16 protein-coding genes and 1 pseudogene are annotated in these 19461 nt (G+C 72.6%); 5 read left to right on the top strand and 12 right to left on the bottom strand.

Translation table 11 applies throughout. The features are described 5' to 3' along the window. Positions 1–7: 7 nt before the first annotated feature. The 3 genes from ACFYQ6_RS28665 to ACFYQ6_RS28675 all read left to right on the top strand — a co-directional run bounded on the left by ACFYQ6_RS28665 (position 8) and on the right by ACFYQ6_RS28675 (position 2590). Positions 8–1504 (top strand): M17 family peptidase N-terminal domain-containing protein, encoded by a 1497-nt coding sequence (locus ACFYQ6_RS28665; protein ID WP_361581747.1) that lies wholly within the window; start codon positions 8–10, stop codon positions 1502–1504. Between the two features lie 27 nt (positions 1505–1531). Beyond that, a complete protein-coding gene (locus tag ACFYQ6_RS28670) occupies positions 1532–2176 on the top strand; it encodes an FMN-binding negative transcriptional regulator (protein ID WP_361581750.1) in 645 nt (214 codons plus the stop codon). A gap of 105 nt (positions 2177–2281) precedes the next feature. After that, positions 2282–2590: an acyl carrier protein gene (locus ACFYQ6_RS28675; protein ID WP_361581753.1), complete on the top strand. Its 309-nt coding sequence runs from the start codon at positions 2282–2284 to the stop codon at positions 2588–2590. Between the two features lie 328 nt (positions 2591–2918). Here ACFYQ6_RS28675 and ACFYQ6_RS28680 read toward each other — a convergent pair whose 3' ends face one another. The 4 genes from ACFYQ6_RS28680 to ACFYQ6_RS28695 all read right to left on the bottom strand — a co-directional run bounded on the left by ACFYQ6_RS28680 (position 2919) and on the right by ACFYQ6_RS28695 (position 8541). Then, the gene (locus ACFYQ6_RS28680; RefSeq protein ID WP_388765684.1) at positions 2919–4217 is read right to left on the bottom strand and encodes an MFS transporter; all 1299 of its coding nucleotides are present in this window, start codon (positions 4215–4217) and stop codon (positions 2919–2921) included. 143 nt (positions 4218–4360) lie between these two features. Beyond that, positions 4361–5629: an ATP-grasp domain-containing protein gene (locus ACFYQ6_RS28685; RefSeq protein WP_361581759.1), complete on the bottom strand. Its 1269-nt coding sequence runs from the start codon at positions 5627–5629 to the stop codon at positions 4361–4363. A gap of 96 nt (positions 5630–5725) precedes the next feature. Next, positions 5726–6808, bottom strand: coding sequence for a guanitoxin biosynthesis L-enduracididine beta-hydroxylase GntD (gntD, locus tag ACFYQ6_RS28690; RefSeq protein ID WP_388765686.1), 1083 nt, complete (start codon positions 6806–6808; stop codon positions 5726–5728). Between the two features lie 281 nt (positions 6809–7089). Next, positions 7090–8541, bottom strand: coding sequence for a PLP-dependent aminotransferase family protein (locus ACFYQ6_RS28695; RefSeq protein WP_388765688.1), 1452 nt, complete (start codon positions 8539–8541; stop codon positions 7090–7092). Positions 8542–8666: 125 nt separating this feature from the next. On the opposite strand from ACFYQ6_RS28695, the gene ACFYQ6_RS28700 reads away from it, so the two are divergent. Continuing rightward, positions 8667–9839 carry a hypothetical protein gene (locus ACFYQ6_RS28700; RefSeq protein ID WP_361581768.1) on the top strand — a complete coding sequence of 391 codons (1173 nt, stop codon included), beginning with the start codon at positions 8667–8669 and terminating at the stop codon, positions 9837–9839. After that, positions 9836–10693, top strand: coding sequence for an MBL fold metallo-hydrolase (locus ACFYQ6_RS28705; protein ID WP_361581771.1), 858 nt, complete (start codon positions 9836–9838; stop codon positions 10691–10693). The genes ACFYQ6_RS28700 and ACFYQ6_RS28705 overlap by 4 nt, the downstream gene beginning before the upstream one ends. Positions 10694–10856: 163 nt before the next feature. On the opposite strand, the pseudogene ACFYQ6_RS28710 reads toward ACFYQ6_RS28705, so the two are convergent. The 8 genes and pseudogenes from ACFYQ6_RS28710 to ACFYQ6_RS28745 form a co-directional block, all read right to left on the bottom strand. Then, positions 10857–11195, bottom strand: a pseudogene (locus ACFYQ6_RS28710) (DUF6461 domain-containing protein); the annotation flags it as partial. Between the two features lie 112 nt (positions 11196–11307). Next, the gene (locus ACFYQ6_RS28715) at positions 11308–12558 is read right to left on the bottom strand and encodes an MFS transporter (protein WP_361581774.1); all 1251 of its coding nucleotides are present in this window, start codon (positions 12556–12558) and stop codon (positions 11308–11310) included. Positions 12559–12586: 28 nt separating this feature from the next. Beyond that, positions 12587–13363 carry a class II aldolase/adducin family protein gene (locus ACFYQ6_RS28720; protein WP_388765690.1) on the bottom strand — a complete coding sequence of 259 codons (777 nt, stop codon included), beginning with the start codon at positions 13361–13363 and terminating at the stop codon, positions 12587–12589. Next, on the bottom strand, positions 13360–13632 hold the full coding sequence (locus ACFYQ6_RS28725; RefSeq protein ID WP_361581780.1) for an acyl carrier protein: 273 nt from the start codon (positions 13630–13632) through the stop codon (positions 13360–13362). Before ACFYQ6_RS28725 ends, ACFYQ6_RS28720 begins: the two co-directional genes overlap by 4 nt. Before the next feature lie 80 nt (positions 13633–13712). Beyond that, entirely contained in the window at positions 13713–15305 is a 1593-nt protein-coding gene (locus tag ACFYQ6_RS28730) for a class I adenylate-forming enzyme family protein (protein ID WP_388765692.1), read from the bottom strand. 39 nt (positions 15306–15344) lie between these two features. Continuing rightward, complete coding sequence (locus ACFYQ6_RS28735; RefSeq protein WP_361581786.1) at positions 15345–16772, bottom strand: nitroreductase family protein; 1428 nt, start codon at positions 16770–16772, stop codon at positions 15345–15347. Between the two features lie 145 nt (positions 16773–16917). After that, complete coding sequence (locus ACFYQ6_RS28740; RefSeq protein ID WP_388765695.1) at positions 16918–18246, bottom strand: hypothetical protein; 1329 nt, start codon at positions 18244–18246, stop codon at positions 16918–16920. 40 nt (positions 18247–18286) lie between these two features. Next, on the bottom strand, positions 18287–19423 hold the full coding sequence (locus ACFYQ6_RS28745) for an acyl-CoA dehydrogenase family protein (protein WP_361581792.1): 1137 nt from the start codon (positions 19421–19423) through the stop codon (positions 18287–18289). Between the last annotated feature and the right edge of the window lie 38 nt (positions 19424–19461).

Raw genomic sequence — 19461 nt, forward strand, 5'->3', positions numbered from 1 at the left:
AGGAACGATGAAACTGACGATCTGCGATACCGCTCCGGCCGAATGGGCCGGCGAGGTGCTCGCCCTGGGCGTGTACGACGAAGGCGGGGCGCCGTCGGCCCAGCCGTGGCTGAGCGGTGTCGACGCCGCGCTCGGCGGCGCCGTCGCGCGGCTGCTCGCGCACGACTCCTTCGGCGCGTCCCTCGACGAACTGGTCACGGGGCCCGGTGTACCGGGCCGGTGCGAGCGGCTGGTGCTGGTCGGTCTGGGCCGCCCCGGCGAGGTGACGCCCCACACCGCACGGCGTGCGGGCGCCGCCCTGGCCCGGACCCTGACGACGGGCCCCAACCGGCGCGTGGCCGTGGCGCTCCCGTCCTGGCACGCCGGAGGGGAGGAGATCGTCGAGCACGTGGTGGAGGGCCTGAGTCTGGCCGTCCACTGCGGCCGGTGGAACGTGCTGACCGACCGGTTCCGGGCGGACTACGGCTCCGACCTGCCGAGGGAGCCCGAGAGCGTCGAACTGCTCGGCTGCGCGGCGCCGGAGCGGCTCCTGCGCCGCGCGGGGGTGTTCACGGACGCCGTCGTCCTGGCCCGGGAGCTGGTGGCCGCGCCGGCCAATCTGATCACCCCGGAACGGCTCGCCCGTGAGGCGGCGGCGCTCGCGGCCGCCGACGGCCGCTTCGACCTCGAGGTGTGGGACGAGGAGCAGTGTGCAGAGCAGGGGCTGACCGGCTTCGCCGCCGCGGCGGCGGGTGGCGCGGACCCGGCGCGTCTCATCCGGCTCAGCTACCGGCCCGCGGACCCGGCCGGTCCGCCCGTCGCCCTGATCGGTCTGGGCCTCACCCACGACGACCGGGGGGTGCTCAGGTCCGGCGGTGCGGTCCAGGGCGCGAAGAAGTACATGGCGGGGGCGGGAGCGGTGCTCGGCGCCGCGGCGGCGCTGTCCGCGCTCGGCGGCCGGACGGAGGTCCATCTACTGATCCCGGCCGTGGCGAAGGCCGCGGGGCCGGGCGCGATGCGGGTGGGAGACCTGGTGACGACGGCCTCCGGCGCCACGGTCGAGGTCAACCACGAGGACGCGCACGGCCGTCTCATGCTGGCGGACTCCCTGCACCTGGCGGCACGGCTGGGGGCGGCCCGTACCGTCAGCGTCTCCGCGCTCGGCCTGCCCGTCGCCGCGGCGCTCGGCCCGAAGGCGGCCGGCCTGTGGAGCACGCACGAGGAGCTCGCGGCGGACCTCGTCTCGGCCGGGCGCGCCGCCGGGGAACTGCTCTGGCGGCTCCCGCTCGTCGACGAGTACGACGACGAACTGTGGGCGCCCTTCGCCAACATGAGGTCCGCCGGGCCGGAGAGCGGCGACGCCGCCACGGCCGCCGCCTTCCTGCGCCGGTTCGCCCCGGCGGGCGGCTGGGCCCATCTGGAGATCACGGAACCGGCGTGGTCCCCCAGGATCGACGGCTACTACAACGCGGGTGCCACCGGGTACGGCTCCGGCACCCTGGCCCGCTGGCTCTGCCCCCGCTGAGCCGGTCCCATCGTCCGAGGATCACTCATGTACGCACCCCCGCTGTACCGTTCCGAGGAACTCGCCCAGCAGCACGCGCTGATCGAGGCCCACTCCTTCGGCATGCTCACCGCGACGGTGGACGGCCGGCCGCACGGCACCCACATCCCCTTCGTCCTCGACAAGGGCCCCGGGCACGGGCCCCACGGCCGGCTCCGTGCCCACCTGGCCGCGGCCAATCCGGTGGTGGCGGTCCTCGCGGAGGGGGCCGAGGTGATGGCCGCCTTCCTGGGCCCGCACGCGTACATCTGCCCGGACGACTACGCGACCGAGACGCACTTCCCCACGTGGAACTACGCGGCGGTGCACGTCTACGGACGGCCTCGCCTGATGGACGCGGAGGAGGAGCTGCGGCAGCTCGACGACCTGATCGCGGCGGAGGAGGCCCGGCGGCTGCCCAAGAAGCCCTGGACCCTCGACCGGGTGCCGCGGGAACTGGTCGAGCAGTTCCGCACGCGGATCGTCGCCTTCGAACTGCCCATCGACCGGATCGACGGCATCTTCAAGTTCGGCCAGAACAAGAAGGAGGAGGACGTCGCCGCGCAGATCGCCTCCTTCCGCGACCGCCCCTCCGACTCCTCGGCACGTGTCGCGGACCAGTTGTACGCGCACAACGCCGAACGGCTCGGGTGAGCCCGGCGCACCGGCACGGCCCGGGCGGCACGGCCCTCCCCCAGGTGGGCCGGCTACAGACGTGACGTGGCACAGGACGACAGACGTGAACAGAAAGGCTCTTCGATGACCGCAGCGCATCCCCTTCCGCCCCTCTCCGCCGGGACGCCTCACGAGGAGGTCCGCGAACGGATCTCGACGGTGTGGCGAGATCTCTTCGCGGAGCCCGGCCTGCGGATCGGGGACGAGGACAACTTCTTCGCCCTGGGCGCCTCGTCGCTTCTGGCCATGCGGATGGTCACGACCCTCTCGGAGGAGCTGGGCGTTCCCCTCTCCGTGCTCGCGGTGGTCGAGAACCCCACGCTCGGCGGCCTGACCCGCCATGTGCGGGAGCTCGCCGCGGCCGGCCAGGCCCGCGAGGTCGGCGAACTCTGACCCGTCTCCGCCGCGACTGACGGCCCGCATAGGTATGCGGGCCGTCAGAGCGATCGGGTCAGCCCCAGATCAGATCACCCAGGACGACGGGGCCTTCGGGCCCGCCCGTCACTGACGGAACCCGCACATCCCTGTCACGCCCCGTACACATATCCCTTTGCGAAGTACCCATTTGATCTCATTCCCCCACTTCATGGTCGGCACTCGAGCCCGACGCTTGCACGCCGAAGCAACGTGACGGTGAGTAGTCAACTCGCAACGCTGGTCGTCACGCCGGATTCATATTCAGCGATCCGTACATAATTCCGCAACAAAAAACGGCCTCGGCTCACATCGTGGACGGCACGGCAGGGGCCGGAGTGTCCGACTCCACGGCGGGCTGCTCCGTCGCGAACAGAGCCGGCTCGGCGGCCATGTACCGCTTGAGCCGCGTCATCAGCACCGTGAGCCCGGCGAACGCCGCTGCTCCCGCCACGGGGATGAGCACCACGAGCGGCACGGCGTGGCCCGCCACCGCCAGCAGCCCGCCGGCCAGGGGCAGCGACAGGAAGTTCAGCAGGGAGACCGCCGCGACCGTACGCCCGAACTCCTCGCTGGCCACGACCCGCAGCCGCAGCGTGCGGATGACGACGCTGAACACGCTGTCGCCCGCCATGAACACCGCGACCAGCGCGGCGAAGAAGAAGAACCCGGTGGTGGGGCCCAGCGCGATGAAGACGACACCCTGGACCACCGCGCTCGCGGCGGCCACCCCCAGGAAGCCGTAGCGGCGGATCAGCCGGGGCGCCGCGGTCAGCGTCACCATCGCCACCAGGCCGGCGACCGAGTACACCAGGCCCAGCGCGCCTTCGCTGCGGCCGTAGCGGTCTGCGAGGGCGGGAGCCGCACCCTGGATCAGGCCCAGCATGATGTTGATGCACATGGTGGCCAGGACGATGGTCCGGAGCACCGGGATGCGCACCACGTTGCGGACCCCGGTCACGGAGTCGCGCAGCAGCCGGCGTCCCGCGGACCCCCCGGACGCGGCCGGCCGGGGGCCGCCGGTGTGCGAACCCCGCGGCAGACTGAGGCTCAGCAGCAGGCTCACACCGAACAGGCCCGCGACCACCGCCACGATGGGCAGCGGGCCGGTCAGCAGCAGGGCCCCGCCGACGACGGGAGCGAGCAGCAGCGTCCCCTGCTCGATCCCGCTCAGCACGCTCTGCGCGCGGTGCATGTCCTTGGGTGCCACGAGTGTGCCCGCCAGCTTCTCGCCCGCCACGAGTACCTGCTCGCAGCAGATCCCGGCCAGCAGGGCGAAGACGATGACGACGGCGAAGGCCTGGCTCTCCAGGACCACGGCGAGCACGGTCGCGACGGCGCCGAGCGCCACCCTGACGAGGTCGTTGACCCAGTAGATGCGCTGCTCGGGAAAGCGGTCGGCGAGCAGGCCCGCGGCCGGCAGCGACAGCAGTCTGGGCACCCACTGGGCGGCGAGGACGATCCCGGACCAGGACAGCTCACCGGTGGCCTGGTAGGCGAGGACCGGGAGCAGGAACTGGATCAGCTGGTCGGTCATCCAGCCGACCGCGCGCAGGGCGTAGTAGCGGTGCACGGGGGTGAAGAGGCGTGAGGGGAGTGTGGTCATCGGGACTCCGTGAGGATGTGGATCTCGGAGAGGGGGAGGGACGGACATGTGTCCCTGCGGACGGGCACGATGCCCGCACCGGTCCGGTGTGGGCATCGTGAGGGGACAGGGCCGGAGCGGGGTGTCCGCCCGGCGGCGACTGCCTACGGGACGGGGACGACCGTCTCTCCGAGGCTCTGCCAGATCTCCCGGGCCTGCTCGGGTGAGTCGGCCGAGAACAGCGCGTACCCGATGCGGCCGCGGAAGTCGTGCAGGGGCGGGATCTCCTCCCCCGCGGCGATCACCAGCCCGGTCTCCGTCACCTCCGGGCGGGCGGCGATCTCGTCCCAGCCCTTCAGCTCGGAGTAGCTCGTCAGTCCCTCGGCCGTGAAGTAGCGGATCCCCGCGCACTTCGTCTGCCGCTCGCCGTCCGCCCGGAGTTCCTGCGGCGTCCTGCCCAGGTAGGCGGCGAGCATCACCCGGGACATCGAGGTCCCGGTGGCGAGCTGGACCAGCTCGGTGATCCGGTCGCCCGGCAGCCGGGCCGCTATCTCGATCAGTACGGGCTCGTCCTCGGGCAGCCGCAGCTCGCAGTGGAACGGGCCGGACGTGATGGACACGGCCTCGGTGACGCCACGCACGTACTCCGTCACGCGCTCCAGGACGTCCGCGGGGACGTCGGAGGGGACGATGTGCCCCAGTTCCACGAAGTACGGCTCGGGGCCGAGGAGTTTGCGGGTCACCGAGAGCACCACGACCTCACCGTCGTGGACGTAGCCGTCGGCACTGAACTCGGGCCCCGTCACGTACTCCTCGACGACCACCCGGGTGTCCATGGCGAAGCCCAGGTCCAGCCGGCGGTCGGCGGCCAGCTCCTCGAAGGCGGCGCGCAGTTCGCCGGCCGTGTCGGCCCGGCGGACGTGGATGCTGCCCGAGGACTCGACCGGCTTGATCACGCACGGAAAGCCGATGGTCTCGGCGGCACGTTCGATCTCCTCGGGCGTCCCCGCCCGGACGTGCCGCGGCACCCGCAGTCCGGCCGCGGCGGTCCGCTCCCGCATCAACGCCTTGTTGCGGACCGGGTCGATGGCTTCGAGCGGCAGACCGGGCAGCCCCAGGCGGTGCACCAGACGGGTCACCGCGGGTATGTAGAACTCCGCGCCCGGCACGATCGCGTCCACCGGGTGCTCCGCGTGGTACGCAAGGACCGCGTCCGCCAGCGCCTGCTCGTCGTTGGTGTCGACCGTGAGCAGGGTGCCCACGAACCCCGCTACGCCGGGCGGCAGAGTGCGGTCGTCCACCCCCGCGCTGGCGACGACCACTTCGAACCCGAGCAGGTACGCGTCCTCGACCGTTCTGGTGCCCGAGGAGACCGGCTCGACGATGAGGACCCTGGTGCGCCGTTCAGCGGAGCTGCGGAGGGAGTCTGGCATGTGACGTTCCTTCTCGTGTTGTGCCGTGGTCGGGTGGTGGCGGGGCGGAGCGGGTGGCCGGCCGGCCGGAGGCTTCCGGCCGGCCGGGGAGCGCGGTCAGACCAGGGCGCGGCCGTGGTCCGCGTAGCGGCGCCCCTCCGCCTTGCGCAGATCCGCCATCACGTTGATGCGGCGCAGCCAGCGGTCCGTCCCGTCGTAGCGGGCGGCGAACGGGCGGCGGCCGTGGACGGCCCGCTTGTTGTCGACGATCAGCATCTCGCCCGGGGCGAGCGCCACATCGCGCAGCTTCGCGTCGATGCCCTTGATGACCGCCTCCAGGGCGGCGGCGGCCTCCGGGTCGAGGTCACGCGGCATGAACGCGGGGTCGATGCAGATGAAGGGTGAGTCCGGGTTGCCGGAGAGCACCGAGGTGCGGCGGGGCTCCTCGTTCATCTCGGCGATCTTGCGGAATGCCTCCGTGACCCAGTCGCCCTCCTCGACACCGGTGGTGCCGGCGTTGAAGCCCGCGGTGTGCGACTCGTCCGGCAGGATCACGAACCGCTCCTGGAAGAGCACCTCGCGGGAGGCGTCGTCCAGTTCGACGTCCTGGATCGGCGCGAACGTCGTCGGGACCTTGTCGTGGTTACGCAGCCCGATCAGCATGATCCAGTCCGCGCGCAGCGGGTGGAACGCGTCCTCGTTGTGCCACTCCAGGTTGACCGTGGAGCTGGAGCCCAGCTGCTCGTTCTCGTGCCCGGCGATCGGGAAGAGGTCGAGGACCATGCGGCCACGCTGCTGGGTGAGGTAGGAGACCGGGTCCCCGAGGAGGGAGCCGAGGAGCAGCAGCGACGCGGCGGCCCGCCTGGCCTCCCGGCTGTCCGGGACGTCCGTGTAGCTGAGCGGGGTGGGGCCGGCCTCGGCCTCGTCGATCGGCAGGTTCGAGATCACGAATCCGCCGAACGGGCGGCCGGTGAGGCGGAACTGGCTGACGGTCGCCCGCAGCCGCGCCGGAAGCTCGTGCGAGAGGAGGGAGAGCTGACCGAGCCGCTGCTCCAGCGGCAGGTCGGTCTCGGTGTCCAGCACGTGGTCCGCGATGTCCTGCACGTGCGTCCGCTCGGTGTCCGTGAGCTCCAGGCACGGCACGTTGTCGGCGGCGCGCGGAGTCAGCTCGGGAGCCGTGGGCACGGTCAATTTCGGCACGGTGACGATCCTTGTCGTGAAGAGGTCTGAAGCGCTGGCGCGGACCGCTCCGTACGGCCGTGAGGGCCCGCGGCAGAGGCGAAGAGCGACGGCGGCGCGCCCCTGTCGGTCCGCGATGGGCAGGGGCGTCTCCCGCTCCCGTGCGGACGGTGCCCGGCACGGGACCCCGCCCTCGTATACGAGAGGACTCCCCTGCCCGGAAGTCTGGAGGACCCCGATCGGTCCAGTCCAACACTCTCCGTGTCCGTGTGCGGACAAGTCCGCACACGGACACCACCGGGCTACGGGCGGTGTTCGGCGATCGCCCGGGTCAGACGTGAGGCCGCTTCGGCGAGGTCCGCCGGGGAGAGGCCGGCATACCCGACGACGAGCCCTTCGGTGAGGCACGGGCCCTGCTGGAACGCGGACAACGGAGCGACTTCCACCCCGAGTTCGGCGGCCCGATGTGCCACGCGTACCCCGCTGATGCCGCCTTCCAGCAGCAGCACGGCGTGCAGTCCGGCCTCCAGACCGGTCAGCGTCACCACGTCGGAGACGGGCTCCAGCGCCTCCCGCAGCACGCTCCTGGCCCGTGCATAGTGCAGCCGGGTCCGGCGGATACGTCGCTCCAGCGCGCCGGATGAGAGCATCCGCAGCACGGTGTGCTGCACGGGCCAGCTGACCGGACCGTCCACGATGTCCTTCAACTCCGCTATGCGGCCGGGAAGTTCTCCCGGGGCCACCAGGTATCCGCAGCGCAGCGCCGGGGTGAGGACCTTCGAGAGGGTGCCGAGGTAGATGACCCGGTCCCGGTCGAGGCCGGCCAGCGCCGGAAGCGGCGGGCCGTTGTAGCGGTACTCGCTGTCGTAGTCGTCCTCCAGGATCCAGGAGTGGTGCTCCCGCGCCCACATGACGAGGTCGAGCCGCCTGCCGACGCTCATCCGCGAGCCGAGCGGGAACTGGTGGGAGGGTGTCACGTGCATCAGCCGGGGCGCCGGGTCGATGCCCGCGAGCACGTCGACCCGGGCGCCGTCGTCGTCGACCGGCACCGGCACCGCGTCGAGACCGTGCGTCCGGATCAGGGAACGGACCACCGGATGGCCCGGGTCCTCGCAGGCGACGGTGTCACCCGGGCGCAGAAGGGTGCGGAGCACCAGGTCCATGGACTGCGTCGTGCCGCTGGTCACCACGATGTCGTCCGGGGCGCAGACCAGGCCGCGGGCCCGGGCCAGGTAGGCCGCGATCTCGGCGCGCAGTCCGGGCAGCCCCGCCGACTCCTGGTAGCAGGTGGGGGCCGTCGTGCGGGCCGTCGCCCGCCAGGCCTGGGCCCATCCGTCGGTGCCCTCCTGCACCGGTCCGGTTCCGCCGGTGCGCAGACTGAGCGCGGGGCGCGCCGCCGACGCCGTACGGTCGGACACGGCGGGGAGGGCGGGAGCCGCGACCATCTGCCTGGCCGCCTCGTTGAGCGGTGCGACGTAGGTGCCGGAGCCGGAGCGGCTCTCCAGGAAGCCCTCGGCCTCCAGACGGACGTACGCCTCGGCGGTCACCGTGCGGGAGACGGTGAGGTCCTGCGCGAGCGTACGGGTCGACGGGAGCCGTTCACCGGGCGGCAACAGTCCCGAAAGCACGGCTTCACGCAGTGTCTCGACGAGCTGTACCACCAGGGGCCTGCCGTCCTCACGATCGAGCGCGACCGGCAGGGCCAGATGGGGTTTGGCCCTTGCCCTGTGCTCCGGCTCTTCCACAGGTGGCATCTTCGGTTCTCCTCCTATTGGCCATTGGACGAGGTCCGCGCCGAGGGTAGCTTCAACGCTCGGCGCTGCGAAGCGACGGCGTACCGAGCCGTGGAGGCGCCGGTCCTGGAAGGTGGGGTCACGGGATGACCAGCAGTGTGTCGCCGGCGGAGTACGGGGTCAGCGAGAGCAACGGCTTTCTGCCCGACGTCGCACCGTTGACACAGTTGCCCGGCCGCTTCGCCGAATGGGACGAGATCGGCGCGGTGCTGCCCAAGCACCTCGCCGCGGGCCGTGCCCGGGAACTGCTGAGCAGCGTCGCTCCGCTCGATCCCGGTGCGCTGACCGAACAGGCAGAACGCGAAAGGGCGATGCTCCTGCTGTCCTACTTCGGACACGCATACATCTTCGGCGGCGATGTACCGGCCAATGTCTGTCCGGCGAACATCGCGGTGCCCTGGCACAAGGCGGCCGGCCTGCTCGGCCGGCCGCCGGTTCTGTCCTACGCCACGCAGCAGTTGCACAACTGGGGCCGTCTCTCCGACGACCCCGCGATCGAACTCGGCAACATCCACCGGCTCCAGGGCTTCCTCGGGGGGATGGACGACGACTGGTTCGTCCTCGTCCATGTGGCGATCGAGGCGGCGGCCGCACCTGTGCTGTGCGCCGCGATCGCCGCGCAGGACGCCGTCCTCGACGGCGATGACGACGGGCTCGTCCACGCGCTGGGCGAGATGGCTGCGGGGCTCTCGGTGATGAGCGGCACGCTCGCGCGGATGCCGGAGCGGTGCGACCCGCACATCTATTACCACCGTGTACGGAGTTATCTCTTCGGCTGGAAGAACAATCCGGCGCTGCCGGAGGGAGTCGTCTACGAGGGGGTGGCCGCCTACGGCGGCAGACCGCAGCAGTTCGGCGGGGAGACCGGCGCGCAGAGCGCGATCATTCCCTTCCTGGACGAGGTCCTCGGTCTGTCCGGCGAGGACGACCCGCTCGCCGCGTACATGCACGCGCTGCGCACGTACATCCCGCCGGGGCACCGGGCGTTCATCGAGAAGGTGGGCCCCCGGGTCGACCTGCGGGGTTTTCTGCTGCACCACCGTCCGGCCGGGGCGGTCGCCGCCTACGACGCGTGCGTCACGGCCATGGCGGACTTCCGCGATCTGCACCTGCGGTACGCGGCGACGTACGTGCAGCGGCAGGCGCAGCGGTCCTCGGCCAACTCCAACGAGGTCGGCACCGGCGGCACGCCCTTCATGCGCTACCTCAAGGGCCACCTGGACACGGTGCGCGCCCACCGCATCGGCGCCCCGGGATGACCTCACCGGCCCGCCCGGGGGTCCACAAGCACCTCCACCCCGGCCTGGATTCCCGGATCTTCGCGCTGCGCGTACCGGACGAGGTCGACGGTTTCGTCGTACGCACGGAACGGTTCGTCGCTCTGGTCGACACGCTCAGCACACCGGAGCTGTGCGAGCAGGCGCTGGATCTGATCGCGGACGAGACCGCCGGGCGCCCGCTCCTCGTCATCAATACGCACGCCGACTGGGACCACGTGTGGGGCAACGCGGCTGTCGAGGGGCGGGCACCGGTCATCGGTCACCGGTCGGCCACGACCCGCGTCCGTTCGGCCAGGGCGCAGGACACGCTGCGCGCGAAGCGCGCGTCCGACGACCGGTTCGCACAAGTGCGTCTCATAGCCCCGACCGTCACCTTCGACACGTCGCTGTCCCTGGACGGCGGGGACCTGACGCTGGAGCTGCTGCACACTCCCGGCCACACCCCGGACCACATCGCCGTCTGGATTCCGGAACTGCGCGTGTGCCTGGCCGGGGACACCGCGGAGGACCCGCTTCCCGAGCTCTGGGAGGGCGACGCCGTCTCGCTGAAGCAGCTCACCGCCTCGCTTGACCTCCTGCGCTCCCTCGAACCGGACCATGTGCTCCCCAGCCACGGCGGCACGACGGACCCGGCTCTGCTCGACCGCAACCTCCGTCATCTGTCGGGCCTCACCGGACGGCACGCGGACGCCGTGCGCGCGGACGGCCTGCCGTTCGAGGCGGCCTTCCCCGACAGCACGCGACTGACCACCGGAGCACGGGCGTTCTACGAGACGTGCCACCACAAGGCGCTCCGGGCGGCCGCGGCCACCCTCGCCTCCTCCGCGCAGTAGCGCGGTCCTGCCCTCAGCGGCGAAGCCCGGACCGCGCCGTGAGCCGCAGCGTTCAGAGTTGCGCCGGGTCTGCCCGGGCGCGGCGTGCGGCCCTTGCCGGTGTGGCGCAAACCGGCTGTCCTGCGGAGGGCGGCGAGGGCCGCCGGGGCCACGCGTCCGTTCGCTACTCCCCCGTCTCACGTGCCGAACGGTCCGTGCCCGGAGGCTCGTTGCAGGTGATCACGACCGGTGCGTTCGCCTCCGCGCGTGCGCGGTCCGATGCCGCCGCGATCTCCTCGTAGGTCCACTCCTTGTACAGACGGCTCCCGTGGGCGTCGGTGATGTCGATGACCAGGCCGGTCCATTCCCCGGCAGGCTGTTCGGGGACGAGGCCCAGTTCGTACGTCGCGTCCTGGAGGAGGAATTCGGTGACGCGTATGCCGGTGAGCCTTTCGGCCAGAGCAAGGACCGCCGCCTTCCCGTCGACGACCGGGGCGCTCTCGTCGTGCTCCCCCTCGGGTGTCCCCCGTGCCGGCCGGTCCGCACGGCTGAAGCTCGGCCTCGCCGCTGCGCCCCGTCCGTGTCTGCAACATGATCGCGCGGAGCGGGGGTCGCGCGGGACCGTCCGACTGCGCTCAGTCGGTCTTCTCCCCGGGTCCTGCGCCGCGTGGCGCGGTCGACAGCCACAGGCACAGCAGGAGCGGGGGCAGGGCGGCCAACGTGCTGAGGATCTGCCAGCCCAGGGTGGTGAACAGGTACCCGGAGACGAAGGAGGAGGCGGTGAGGAAGACTCCGGTGCCGCCCTCCACCGCGGCCTGGACGCGACCGCCCGCGTGGGGCGGATAGCAGCGCACGACGAAGGTGCTGCCCGCCACGTACAGGAAGTTCCATCCCACACCGATCAGGCTCAGCGCGACGACGAACGCGGCGACGCCGGTGTGGACCGCGCCCACCAGCGCCCCGGTCGCCAGCAGGGCCGCGCCGAGAACGGCATTGCGGCGTGGGCCCAGGGCGGTGTTGAGCCAGCCGCTGAAGAGGGAGGGCGCGAACATGCCCACCATGTGGGCCTGGATGACGAAGGCCCCCACGCTGTCCGAGTGGCCCGCGTGCCGGCTGCCCAGCGGGCCCGCGGACATGAGCAGGGTCATCACGCAGCCTCCCACGGTGAGGGTGGCGAAGGCGGTGCGGAACTGGAGGGTGCGCGCCGCGGCCCGGATGCGCACGGGCGGGGGCGGGGGCTGCTGCTCCTCTTCCGCCGGTCCGGTCCGGACCGCGAGCACGGGCGGGATCACGGCAGCGGCGAGCACGGAGACCAGCAGATAGGACCCCGCGTACTCGGTGTCCAGCAGTCCGGCACAGGCTGTCGCCGCCCATGGTCCGAGGAAGGCCGCCAGCACCCCGCCGCACAGCAGGACGGAGACCGCCCGCTCCCGGCTCTCCCGGGGGACCGAATCAGCGGCGAGGTAGCGGAAATAGCCTCCGGTGGCCTTGTACAGACCCACCAGAGCGGTGCCCAGGCAGAGCACGGAGAAATCTCCGGAGCGGATCCCCGCCATGGACACCAGTCCGCCGGCCACCGCGGTGGCCGCGCCTCCGGCCGCCACCCTGCGGTGGCCGAACCGGTCGCTGAGCAGCCCGGCGGAGAAGTTGGCGATCATGGCGGCCGCGCCCATGAGGGTGATCGGCAGAGTGGCGAGCACCGGGGTCGGTGCCAGCCGCAGACCCACCACCGCGGTGAGGGTGAGGTCGATCCCCATCCCCATGTAGTAGAGGAACTGGCAGGTCGTCAGCAGAGTGAGGTTGCGCCGTCCGGCGGCGGCAGCCCGCGCGGACGGGTCCTTCACGGTGCCTGCCGAAGGGTCCTGCGGCATGGTTTCGCGGTCCACCGGACCTGGTTCTCCCGTCGGTGTGCGGTCAGGGCTGTGGCGCGGCGGACGGTCGGCGACGGCCCCAGTCCGCCGATTCCGGCCAGGTGCGCCGCACCCGGCCGACGCAATGGTCCCAGTAGGAACGCACCGCGAGGTCTCCGTAGATGAATTCGCGTTTCGCCAGCACATCGGCCGGGGTCGACGTGTGGTAGCCGCCCGGCACCCGTTCCGCCATCAGCTGGAGCCGGCAGGCACGCTCCAGGGTGTGGGCGTGCACGGTGGCGTGCCGGACGGATCTGCCGACGACGACGCCGCCGTGGTTACGCAGCAGGACGGCCGGGTCGCCGCCGAGTGCGTCGGCGACGCCCCGCGCGGTCGCCATGTCGAGGATGGTGTTGCTGGTCATCGTGAACCGGCCGATGCGCTGCTCGAAGTAGGCGCCCTCGTGGGAGACCGGGCGCAGCGGCAGGTCGGTCGCTCCGAAGACCAGGGTGTGCGGGGCGTGGCTGTGGACCACGCCGTGCACGTCCGGGCGTGCCGCGTAGACCGCCTGGTGCAGGGGGAGTTCGGGCGGTGCCAGCGGCGGGGCGGGGGCATCGGGGTCCAGCGGTGCGACGACCACGTCCTCGGGGGTGCATTCGTCGAAGCCCTTGAGGGCCCCCTTGATGAGCATGTAGTCGGCGCCGGGGACGCGTGCCGAGACCTGCCCCTGGTTGAAGTCGTCGTGTCCGCCGAGTGACAGCGAGCGGGAGGCGAGTGCCACCTGGACACGCAGTCCGAGGGCGACGGGCGGCAGCCGGGCTTCGTCGAGCCGTACGGTCATCGGCTGCCCTGGGCGGTCACGCCCTGCCCGTCGAGGTACTGGACCAGGCCGCCGACCGATCCGAGGAACGCGGTGTCCTCCTCCAGGTCGATGTAGACGCCGAACTCGTTCTCCAGGGCGTCGATCAGCCGCAGGTAGGACAGCGAAGTCAGGCCCAGCTCGGTGAGGGTGCGGCCGTCCGCGAGGGCCGTCTCCTGACTCACCGCGCCCTCGCTGGCCTCGGCGACGAGTTCGGCGATGCGCCGGAGAAGGTGCGGGGAAGGGGGCATCGGATCTCCTACAGGTGGTCGGGGCGGTGGTCGGGGTGCGGCGGCCGGGGCCGGCCCGGTGCCGGGGGGGGGCTCCGGGCTCAGGATGGCTCGGCGGGTGCGGGAGCCCTCCCTGCCGAGGGCTCGTCACGGGGTGCGCGCAGCAGGTCGCTGAGGAGTGCCTCGGCGGCGCCCAGTCGCGGTTTTCCAGCACCGCCGCGCGGCATCCTGGGCACGGCGAAGATCCGTTCGGGCACCTTGTACGGCGCGAGCAGGCCGAGGCAGCGGGCCCGCAGCTCCTCCTCGGTGACGTCGGCGGTGCCGGTGACCAGCGCTGCCAGCATCGGGTCCCCGTTCTTCTTGACCGTCGCCAGCACCAGGGCGTCGGACGCCCCGCAGCGGCCGAGGGCCTGCTGGACCTCGGCCGGGTCGATCTTCCGGCCGCCGATGTTGATGCCCTTGGCCGCCCGGCCGCGCAGCACCAGCCGGCCCTCCTCGATCAGGCCCTCGTCCCCGGTCAGGTAGAAGCCGTCCGCGTCCAGACGGCTCTCCAGCAGGCCTGGCGCGTTGAGGTAGCGCGACCCCATCGACCCGCTGCGGACCCGGAGCGCCGTGGCGCCGTGGTCATCGACCGCCGGGGCGCCGGGGTCGCGGACCGCCGGGGCGCCGTGGTCACGGACCGCCGTGGCGCCGTGGTCGGGAGCGCCGAACGCGAACTCGACCCCGGGCAGCGGGTATCCCAGGCCGCGTCCTGGGGCGGGAGCGGGGTCGTAGGTGAGGGGTCCCGCCTCGGCCACCCCGTAGTAGTCGTTGACGGCCAGGCCGTGGCGCCGGCGCAGTTCCGCCGCGGTCCCGGGGGAGAGCGGCGCCGCGGAGGAGAGCGCGGAGCGCAGCCCGGCCAGTTCGGGGACGGGCTGTTCGCGGCGCAGCAACGACTCGTACAGGGCGGGGAAGCCGGTCAGGCGGGTGGGTTCGACCTGCCGCAGGAAGCGTGCGACATGCCCGGAGCTGGGGAGTCCCGACGGCACCCACAGCGCCGCGCCCGCGAGGAAGGAGGCCAGCAGCGAGGTGTTGAAGGCCAGGCCGTTGAAGAGTCCGGCGAAGCACAGCACCCGCTCCCCCTCGCCCATCTCGGTGGCCTCCCGCCAGGCGCGGGCGGCCGCCAGTACCGCGCTGCCGGAGAACTCGATGCAGCGGGGGGAGCCGGTGGAGCCGGAGGTGAAGCGGCAGACCTCCGTGGTGTCGAGCAGGGCAGGGCGGTCGGGGACGGCGGGCAGGGCGGTCAGCCGCATGTCGCCGATCCGCGTGGTGGCGGTGGCGGGCAGTCCGGCCGGCAGCGGACGGTCGCTGACGAACAGGTCGATGCCGCAGTCGGCGGCGATGACGGCCAGTTCAGCCGCGCCGAGGGCCGGGTCGAGGAGCAGGGGCACCATGCCCGCTCGCAGCAGGCCGGCGTAAGCCACCACGTAGGCGACGGAGTTGGCCGCGTGGATGCCTGCCCGGACCCTGCCGTCGGCCGGCGCCCCCGGGCCGCGGGGGATGCCCGAGCGCCACCACGTGTCGGCCGCCGTGCCGAAGTCGGCCGCTGCGTCGTGGAGTTCGCGGTAGGTGAGGACTCCGCCCGCGTCGCCGACCGCGGGGGCGTCGGCGTGCTGGGCCGTGAGTTCGGTGAGGACGTCGTTCAGCAACCGCATCAGGTGGTCCGCCTCCCCTGGGTACCGTGCCGAGCGGGCTCATTCTCCGTGCGCATGCGCGACCGCCAATCGGTCGATCTTGTTCCCGGTCCCCGCAGCGGCACCCAGCGCCATGAGGTAGACCACTTCCTCGTCGTCCCCGAGGGCTGCCACGGTCCGCAGCGCGCCGGCGTCGAACCCGCCGATCGCCGTCACCGCGACGTCGTTGCGGGCAGCGCCCAGATAGATCAGGTGAGCGGCGGCCGAGGCACGGAAGAGGGCGTCACGGACCTCCTGCGGCCGCCCGGCGCTCAGCAGCCGGCCGGTGCGCAGGTGGAACGCGACGAGGGCCTGCGCCCCCGCGATGTGCCGCTGGCCGCGGCAGAGCCGGGTGATCACGGCCGGGTCGTCGATCGTGTCGCCGACGGTGAACCGTACGTCGCCGCCCGGCAGGCGCCGGGCGCAGGCGTCGGCGATCGGCCCAGGCCCGGTCAGGACGCTGACCCCGACACCTCCCTGCCGCCCGCCGGCCGCGTCGGGCAGGTCGGTGGGGAGGGCGGTGAGCAGGGCCTCGACGGCTGCGGCGACCGCGTCGGCAGGCTGCTCCTGCCGCTCGAACCGCTTGCACGAGTGGCGCAGCCGGGTCAGCAGCCGCCATTCGTGGCGCCCGATCCGGCCCAGGCCGCCGGGTCCGTCGCCGACCGCCACCACGGGGGCGCAGGTGACGGGCAGGGGCAGGTCGCCTCCGCTTCGCAGGGCCCCGGGTATCTGCGACCAACAGAACCGCTCCATCGAGGCGGATGCGTCGCGTCTCGGCGGTGGTGCGAGGTTCACGGTGGTGTCCTGCGTCGCGTGGTCCCGTCGGGCCGGCCCGACGGACACCACGGAGTGCACCTCCCGGTAGGGCAGCAGGGGATCCAGAAGGGCGCTGATCCGGCGTCGCGGGACTCGCAGGCGGAGCACGGCGGGTCCCTGCCCGAGCGCCGTGCCCAGCAGGCTGGTGGCGGCGTGCCCGGCGTCGAGCTGGGTGTAGAGGTGCCCGCGGGGGCCGTACTTGCGCATGGACAGCCAGGGCCGGGCGAGCATCACGATGTGGTCGGCGCCGTCGATGTCGCAGCCCTCGTCGAGCGCGGCCCTCAATGCGCGGGCCGCGGGCACGGGCAGGGGGAGCTCCGTGCAGCCGTCGCGGCCGAGGTCGGCCTTGAGGAGCCGGGGTTCCGGGCCGGACCCGCCCACGACCACGACGTCGTAGGGGTAGAGGGCTCCCGCTGAGGGGACGGTGCGTCCTCCGTCGTCGCCGGGGCCGCACAGGGCGTCCCGCACGAGTCCGAGGACGCGTGCCGCGCGGGCGTCCCGCAAGGGGGCCAGGCGTTCCTGCGGCGCCGGATCGAGGGTGATCATCCTCAGCCAGTCGGCGCCGAACGTGTCGTCCGCCCGGCCGGAGGGGCGCGGGCCGGTGCCTCGGGGCACCCGTTCCCGTGTGGTCACCACGTGTCCCCTCGCCGCCGCGTGCGGTTCACGGCTGCCAACGTAGTCACCTGTCGCACGGGGCGGCGGCAGATGCGGGGGCAGATACGGCGCGCCCGGCGGGGTGACGGTGCGTTCCTGACCGGGGGCGGCGGTGCCGTGTCCGTCACAGCCCCTCCCCCAGCGCGCCGATCCGGATCGATCCGCCCTTGTCGTGCGCCCGGCGTAGCACGGCGTCGATGCCCGGCAGCAGCCGGGCCGTGAGCTCCGGTGACACGTACCGGGTGTCGGCGCGCAGCGCGAACTGCAGCACGCGCGCTCCGCCCACCACGGCGATCGCGCAGCGTCCGCCCTGGTAGGGCCAGTGGGGCAGGTCGTGCAGGCAGTGGTCACGGCCCGGGTCCGGCACGGCCGGATGGTCGAGGACCGGGGGGAAGTCGGCCGCCCGGATGTCGTTGAAGGTGTAGGTGGTGCCGAGCACCTCGTCCAGCGACCGTCCGGTGGCGGTCAGCGCCTGTGCCAGGCCGGCGGGCGCCCACAGGGCGCTGTTGTAGGCGCTCATGGCGCGGCGCGCGAGGTGCCGCACGGTGTCGTCGAAGCTGCTGTCGGGATCGAGCCGTGCGGTGAGAGGGCCGAACTGGGCGAGTACGCCCACGTAGTCGCGGGCGTGGGCCCGGTGCCGGTTGGAGGTCACCACCTGCAACGGCAGGCGGTCCAGCGCGAGCGGCGCGGCGAGCGCGACGGCGGTGGCTGCCAGCAGGACGGCGGAGGCGTCGGCGCCGAGTCCGGCGGACATCTCCTTCAGCCGGACCGCCGCCGGGGCCGAGGTGAGCGCCGTCTGCACGACGTGGCTCCGGACCGCTCCGGTGCGCGGAACCGCGAACGGGAAGGCGGTGTCCCCCGCTTCCCTGGCCCAGGTGGCGGCGGCGCGTTGTCCGGTGCGGGCCAGTTCCCCCGCTTCACGGGCCGCCTGTTCGCGGGGCTGGGGCGCCGGCTCCGAGGCGGGCCGGGCCAGTCCGTCCAGGACGGTCCGGACGCTGGACGCGTCGACGACCAGGTGGGAGAAGGCCAGGACGAGAGCGCGGGGGCGGCCGGCCGTCTCGGCGACGGAGGCGGCGAACGGCGGGAGGCCACCGGTGCCCAGGGGCAGGGCACGCAGCCTTGCGGCCTCACGGGCGGCGTCGGCGGGTTCCGCCCCGTCGATCCGGCCGACCGCCAGAGTTCCCGCTCCGCTCACCCGCTGCCGAAGACCGTCGGGGCTTTCGTACACCTCGGTGCGCAGGCCTTCGTGGCGGGAGGTGATACGGGCCAGCAGCTCCAGGGCGCCGGGCAGGGAGGTGCCGTCCGGCAGGGGGGCCACCACGGCGACGTTACGGTTCCAGCCGGCGTCGGCGTAGCGCGACAGGCCGTCCCGGAAGGCCTGTTGGCCCCAGGTGGCGGGAGCGTCGGACGCCTGGCCCGAGAAGCGCGCTTCGTACGGGAGCAGCTCGTTCATGCGGCCGTTCCTTCGTGGCGGGGGCGGGGTGTGCCGGGCATCAGAGGCTCTGGGCGATGGTCGCGCGCTGGATCTGGTTGGTGCCCTCGATGATCTGGAGGAGCTTCGCCTCCCGCATCCAGCGCTCCGTGGGGTGGTCCCGCACATATCCGGAGCCGCCGAGGATCTGCACGGCGTCCGTCGTGACGCGCATGGCGGTGTCGGTGGCGAAGAGTTTGCACTTGGCGGCCTCGGCGGAGACCGGCCGGCCCTCGTCCATCAGCCGTGCGGTGGTGAGCAGCAGGGCGCGGGCCGCGGCGATCTGGGTGGCCATGTCGGCGAGCAGGAAGGCGACGCCCTGGAAGGAGGCGATGGGGCTGCCGAACTGCTCGCGCTGCTTGGCGTAGTCGCTCGCGTGGTCGAGGGCGGCCTGCGCAAGGCCGACGGCACAGGCCGCGATGCCCAGGCGTCCGTGGTCGAAGACCGAGGCGGCCACGAGCATGCCACGGTTGCGTCCGCCGACCATCCGCGATGCCGGGACGCGCACGCCGTCGAAGGCGACGGGGGCGGTGGGCAGGGCGCAGACGCCCATCTTGGCGAACGGGGGGTGGACCTGGACGCCCTCCTGGGCCGCTTCGACGAGGAAGCAGGAGATGCCGCCGGGTCCGGCCGCGCCCGTGCGGCAGTACACCAGGTAGACGTCCGCGGACCCGGCATGGCTGACCCAGGTCTTGAGTCCGGAGATCTGGTAGCCGCCGTCGACGGGACTCGCGGCGGTGGTCATGGCCCCGAGGTCGGAGCCGGCCTCCGCCTCCGACATGCAGTTCGCGCCCAGCAGCCTGCCCTCCAGCATGGCCGGCAGGTACGCGTCGCGCAGCTCGTCCTTGCCGTGCCGGGCCAGTCCCCGGCAGGTGAGGGCCTGGAGGTGCACGGACTCGGCTACGGCAAGCCAGCCGCGCGCCAGCTCTTCCACGACCTGGAGGAAGAACGCGACGGACTGGCCGCCTCCGCCCCAGCGCTCCGGGAACGCCAGGCCGATGACGCCGAGTTCACCGAGCCGGGTCACCAGGTGGCGGGGGAACTCGGCGCGCGCCTCGTGGTCGGCGGCGACCGGGGCGAGCTCCTTCTCACTGATCCTCGTCACCAGGGTGAACAGCTCGGCCTGCTCCGCCGAGTCGAAGTGCCTGTGGATGGTCACGTTCTCCTCCGTCGGCCCGGTGGCCGCTGTGTTCGCAC

Origin of the sequence: Streptomyces sp. NPDC005494 (assembly GCF_042872025.1) — a bacterium.
GTDB lineage: Bacteria > Actinomycetota > Actinomycetes > Streptomycetales > Streptomycetaceae > Streptomyces.

Coding starts and splice junctions, on each gene's coding strand:
- ACFYQ6_RS28665 (WP_361581747.1), top strand. CDS start 8: ATGAAACTGACGATCTGCGATACCGCTCCGGCCGAATGGGCCGGCGAG.
- ACFYQ6_RS28685 (WP_361581759.1), bottom strand. CDS start 5,629: ATGCCAGACTCCCTCCGCAGCTCCGCTGAACGGCGCACCAGGGTCCTC.
- ACFYQ6_RS28740 (WP_388765695.1), bottom strand. CDS start 18,246: ATGAACGAGCTGCTCCCGTACGAAGCGCGCTTCTCGGGCCAGGCGTCC.
- ACFYQ6_RS28695 (WP_388765688.1), bottom strand. CDS start 8,541: ATGCCACCTGTGGAAGAGCCGGAGCACAGGGCAAGGGCCAAACCCCAT.
- ACFYQ6_RS28705 (WP_361581771.1), top strand. CDS start 9,836: ATGACCTCACCGGCCCGCCCGGGGGTCCACAAGCACCTCCACCCCGGC.
- ACFYQ6_RS28720 (WP_388765690.1), bottom strand. CDS start 13,363: ATGACCGTACGGCTCGACGAAGCCCGGCTGCCGCCCGTCGCCCTCGGA.
- ACFYQ6_RS28675 (WP_361581753.1), top strand. CDS start 2,282: ATGACCGCAGCGCATCCCCTTCCGCCCCTCTCCGCCGGGACGCCTCAC.
- ACFYQ6_RS28725 (WP_361581780.1), bottom strand. CDS start 13,632: ATGCCCCCTTCCCCGCACCTTCTCCGGCGCATCGCCGAACTCGTCGCC.
- ACFYQ6_RS28680 (WP_388765684.1), bottom strand. CDS start 4,217: ATGACCACACTCCCCTCACGCCTCTTCACCCCCGTGCACCGCTACTAC.
- ACFYQ6_RS28730 (WP_388765692.1), bottom strand. CDS start 15,305: ATGCGGTTGCTGAACGACGTCCTCACCGAACTCACGGCCCAGCACGCC.
- ACFYQ6_RS28700 (WP_361581768.1), top strand. CDS start 8,667: ATGACCAGCAGTGTGTCGCCGGCGGAGTACGGGGTCAGCGAGAGCAAC.
- ACFYQ6_RS28670 (WP_361581750.1), top strand. CDS start 1,532: ATGTACGCACCCCCGCTGTACCGTTCCGAGGAACTCGCCCAGCAGCAC.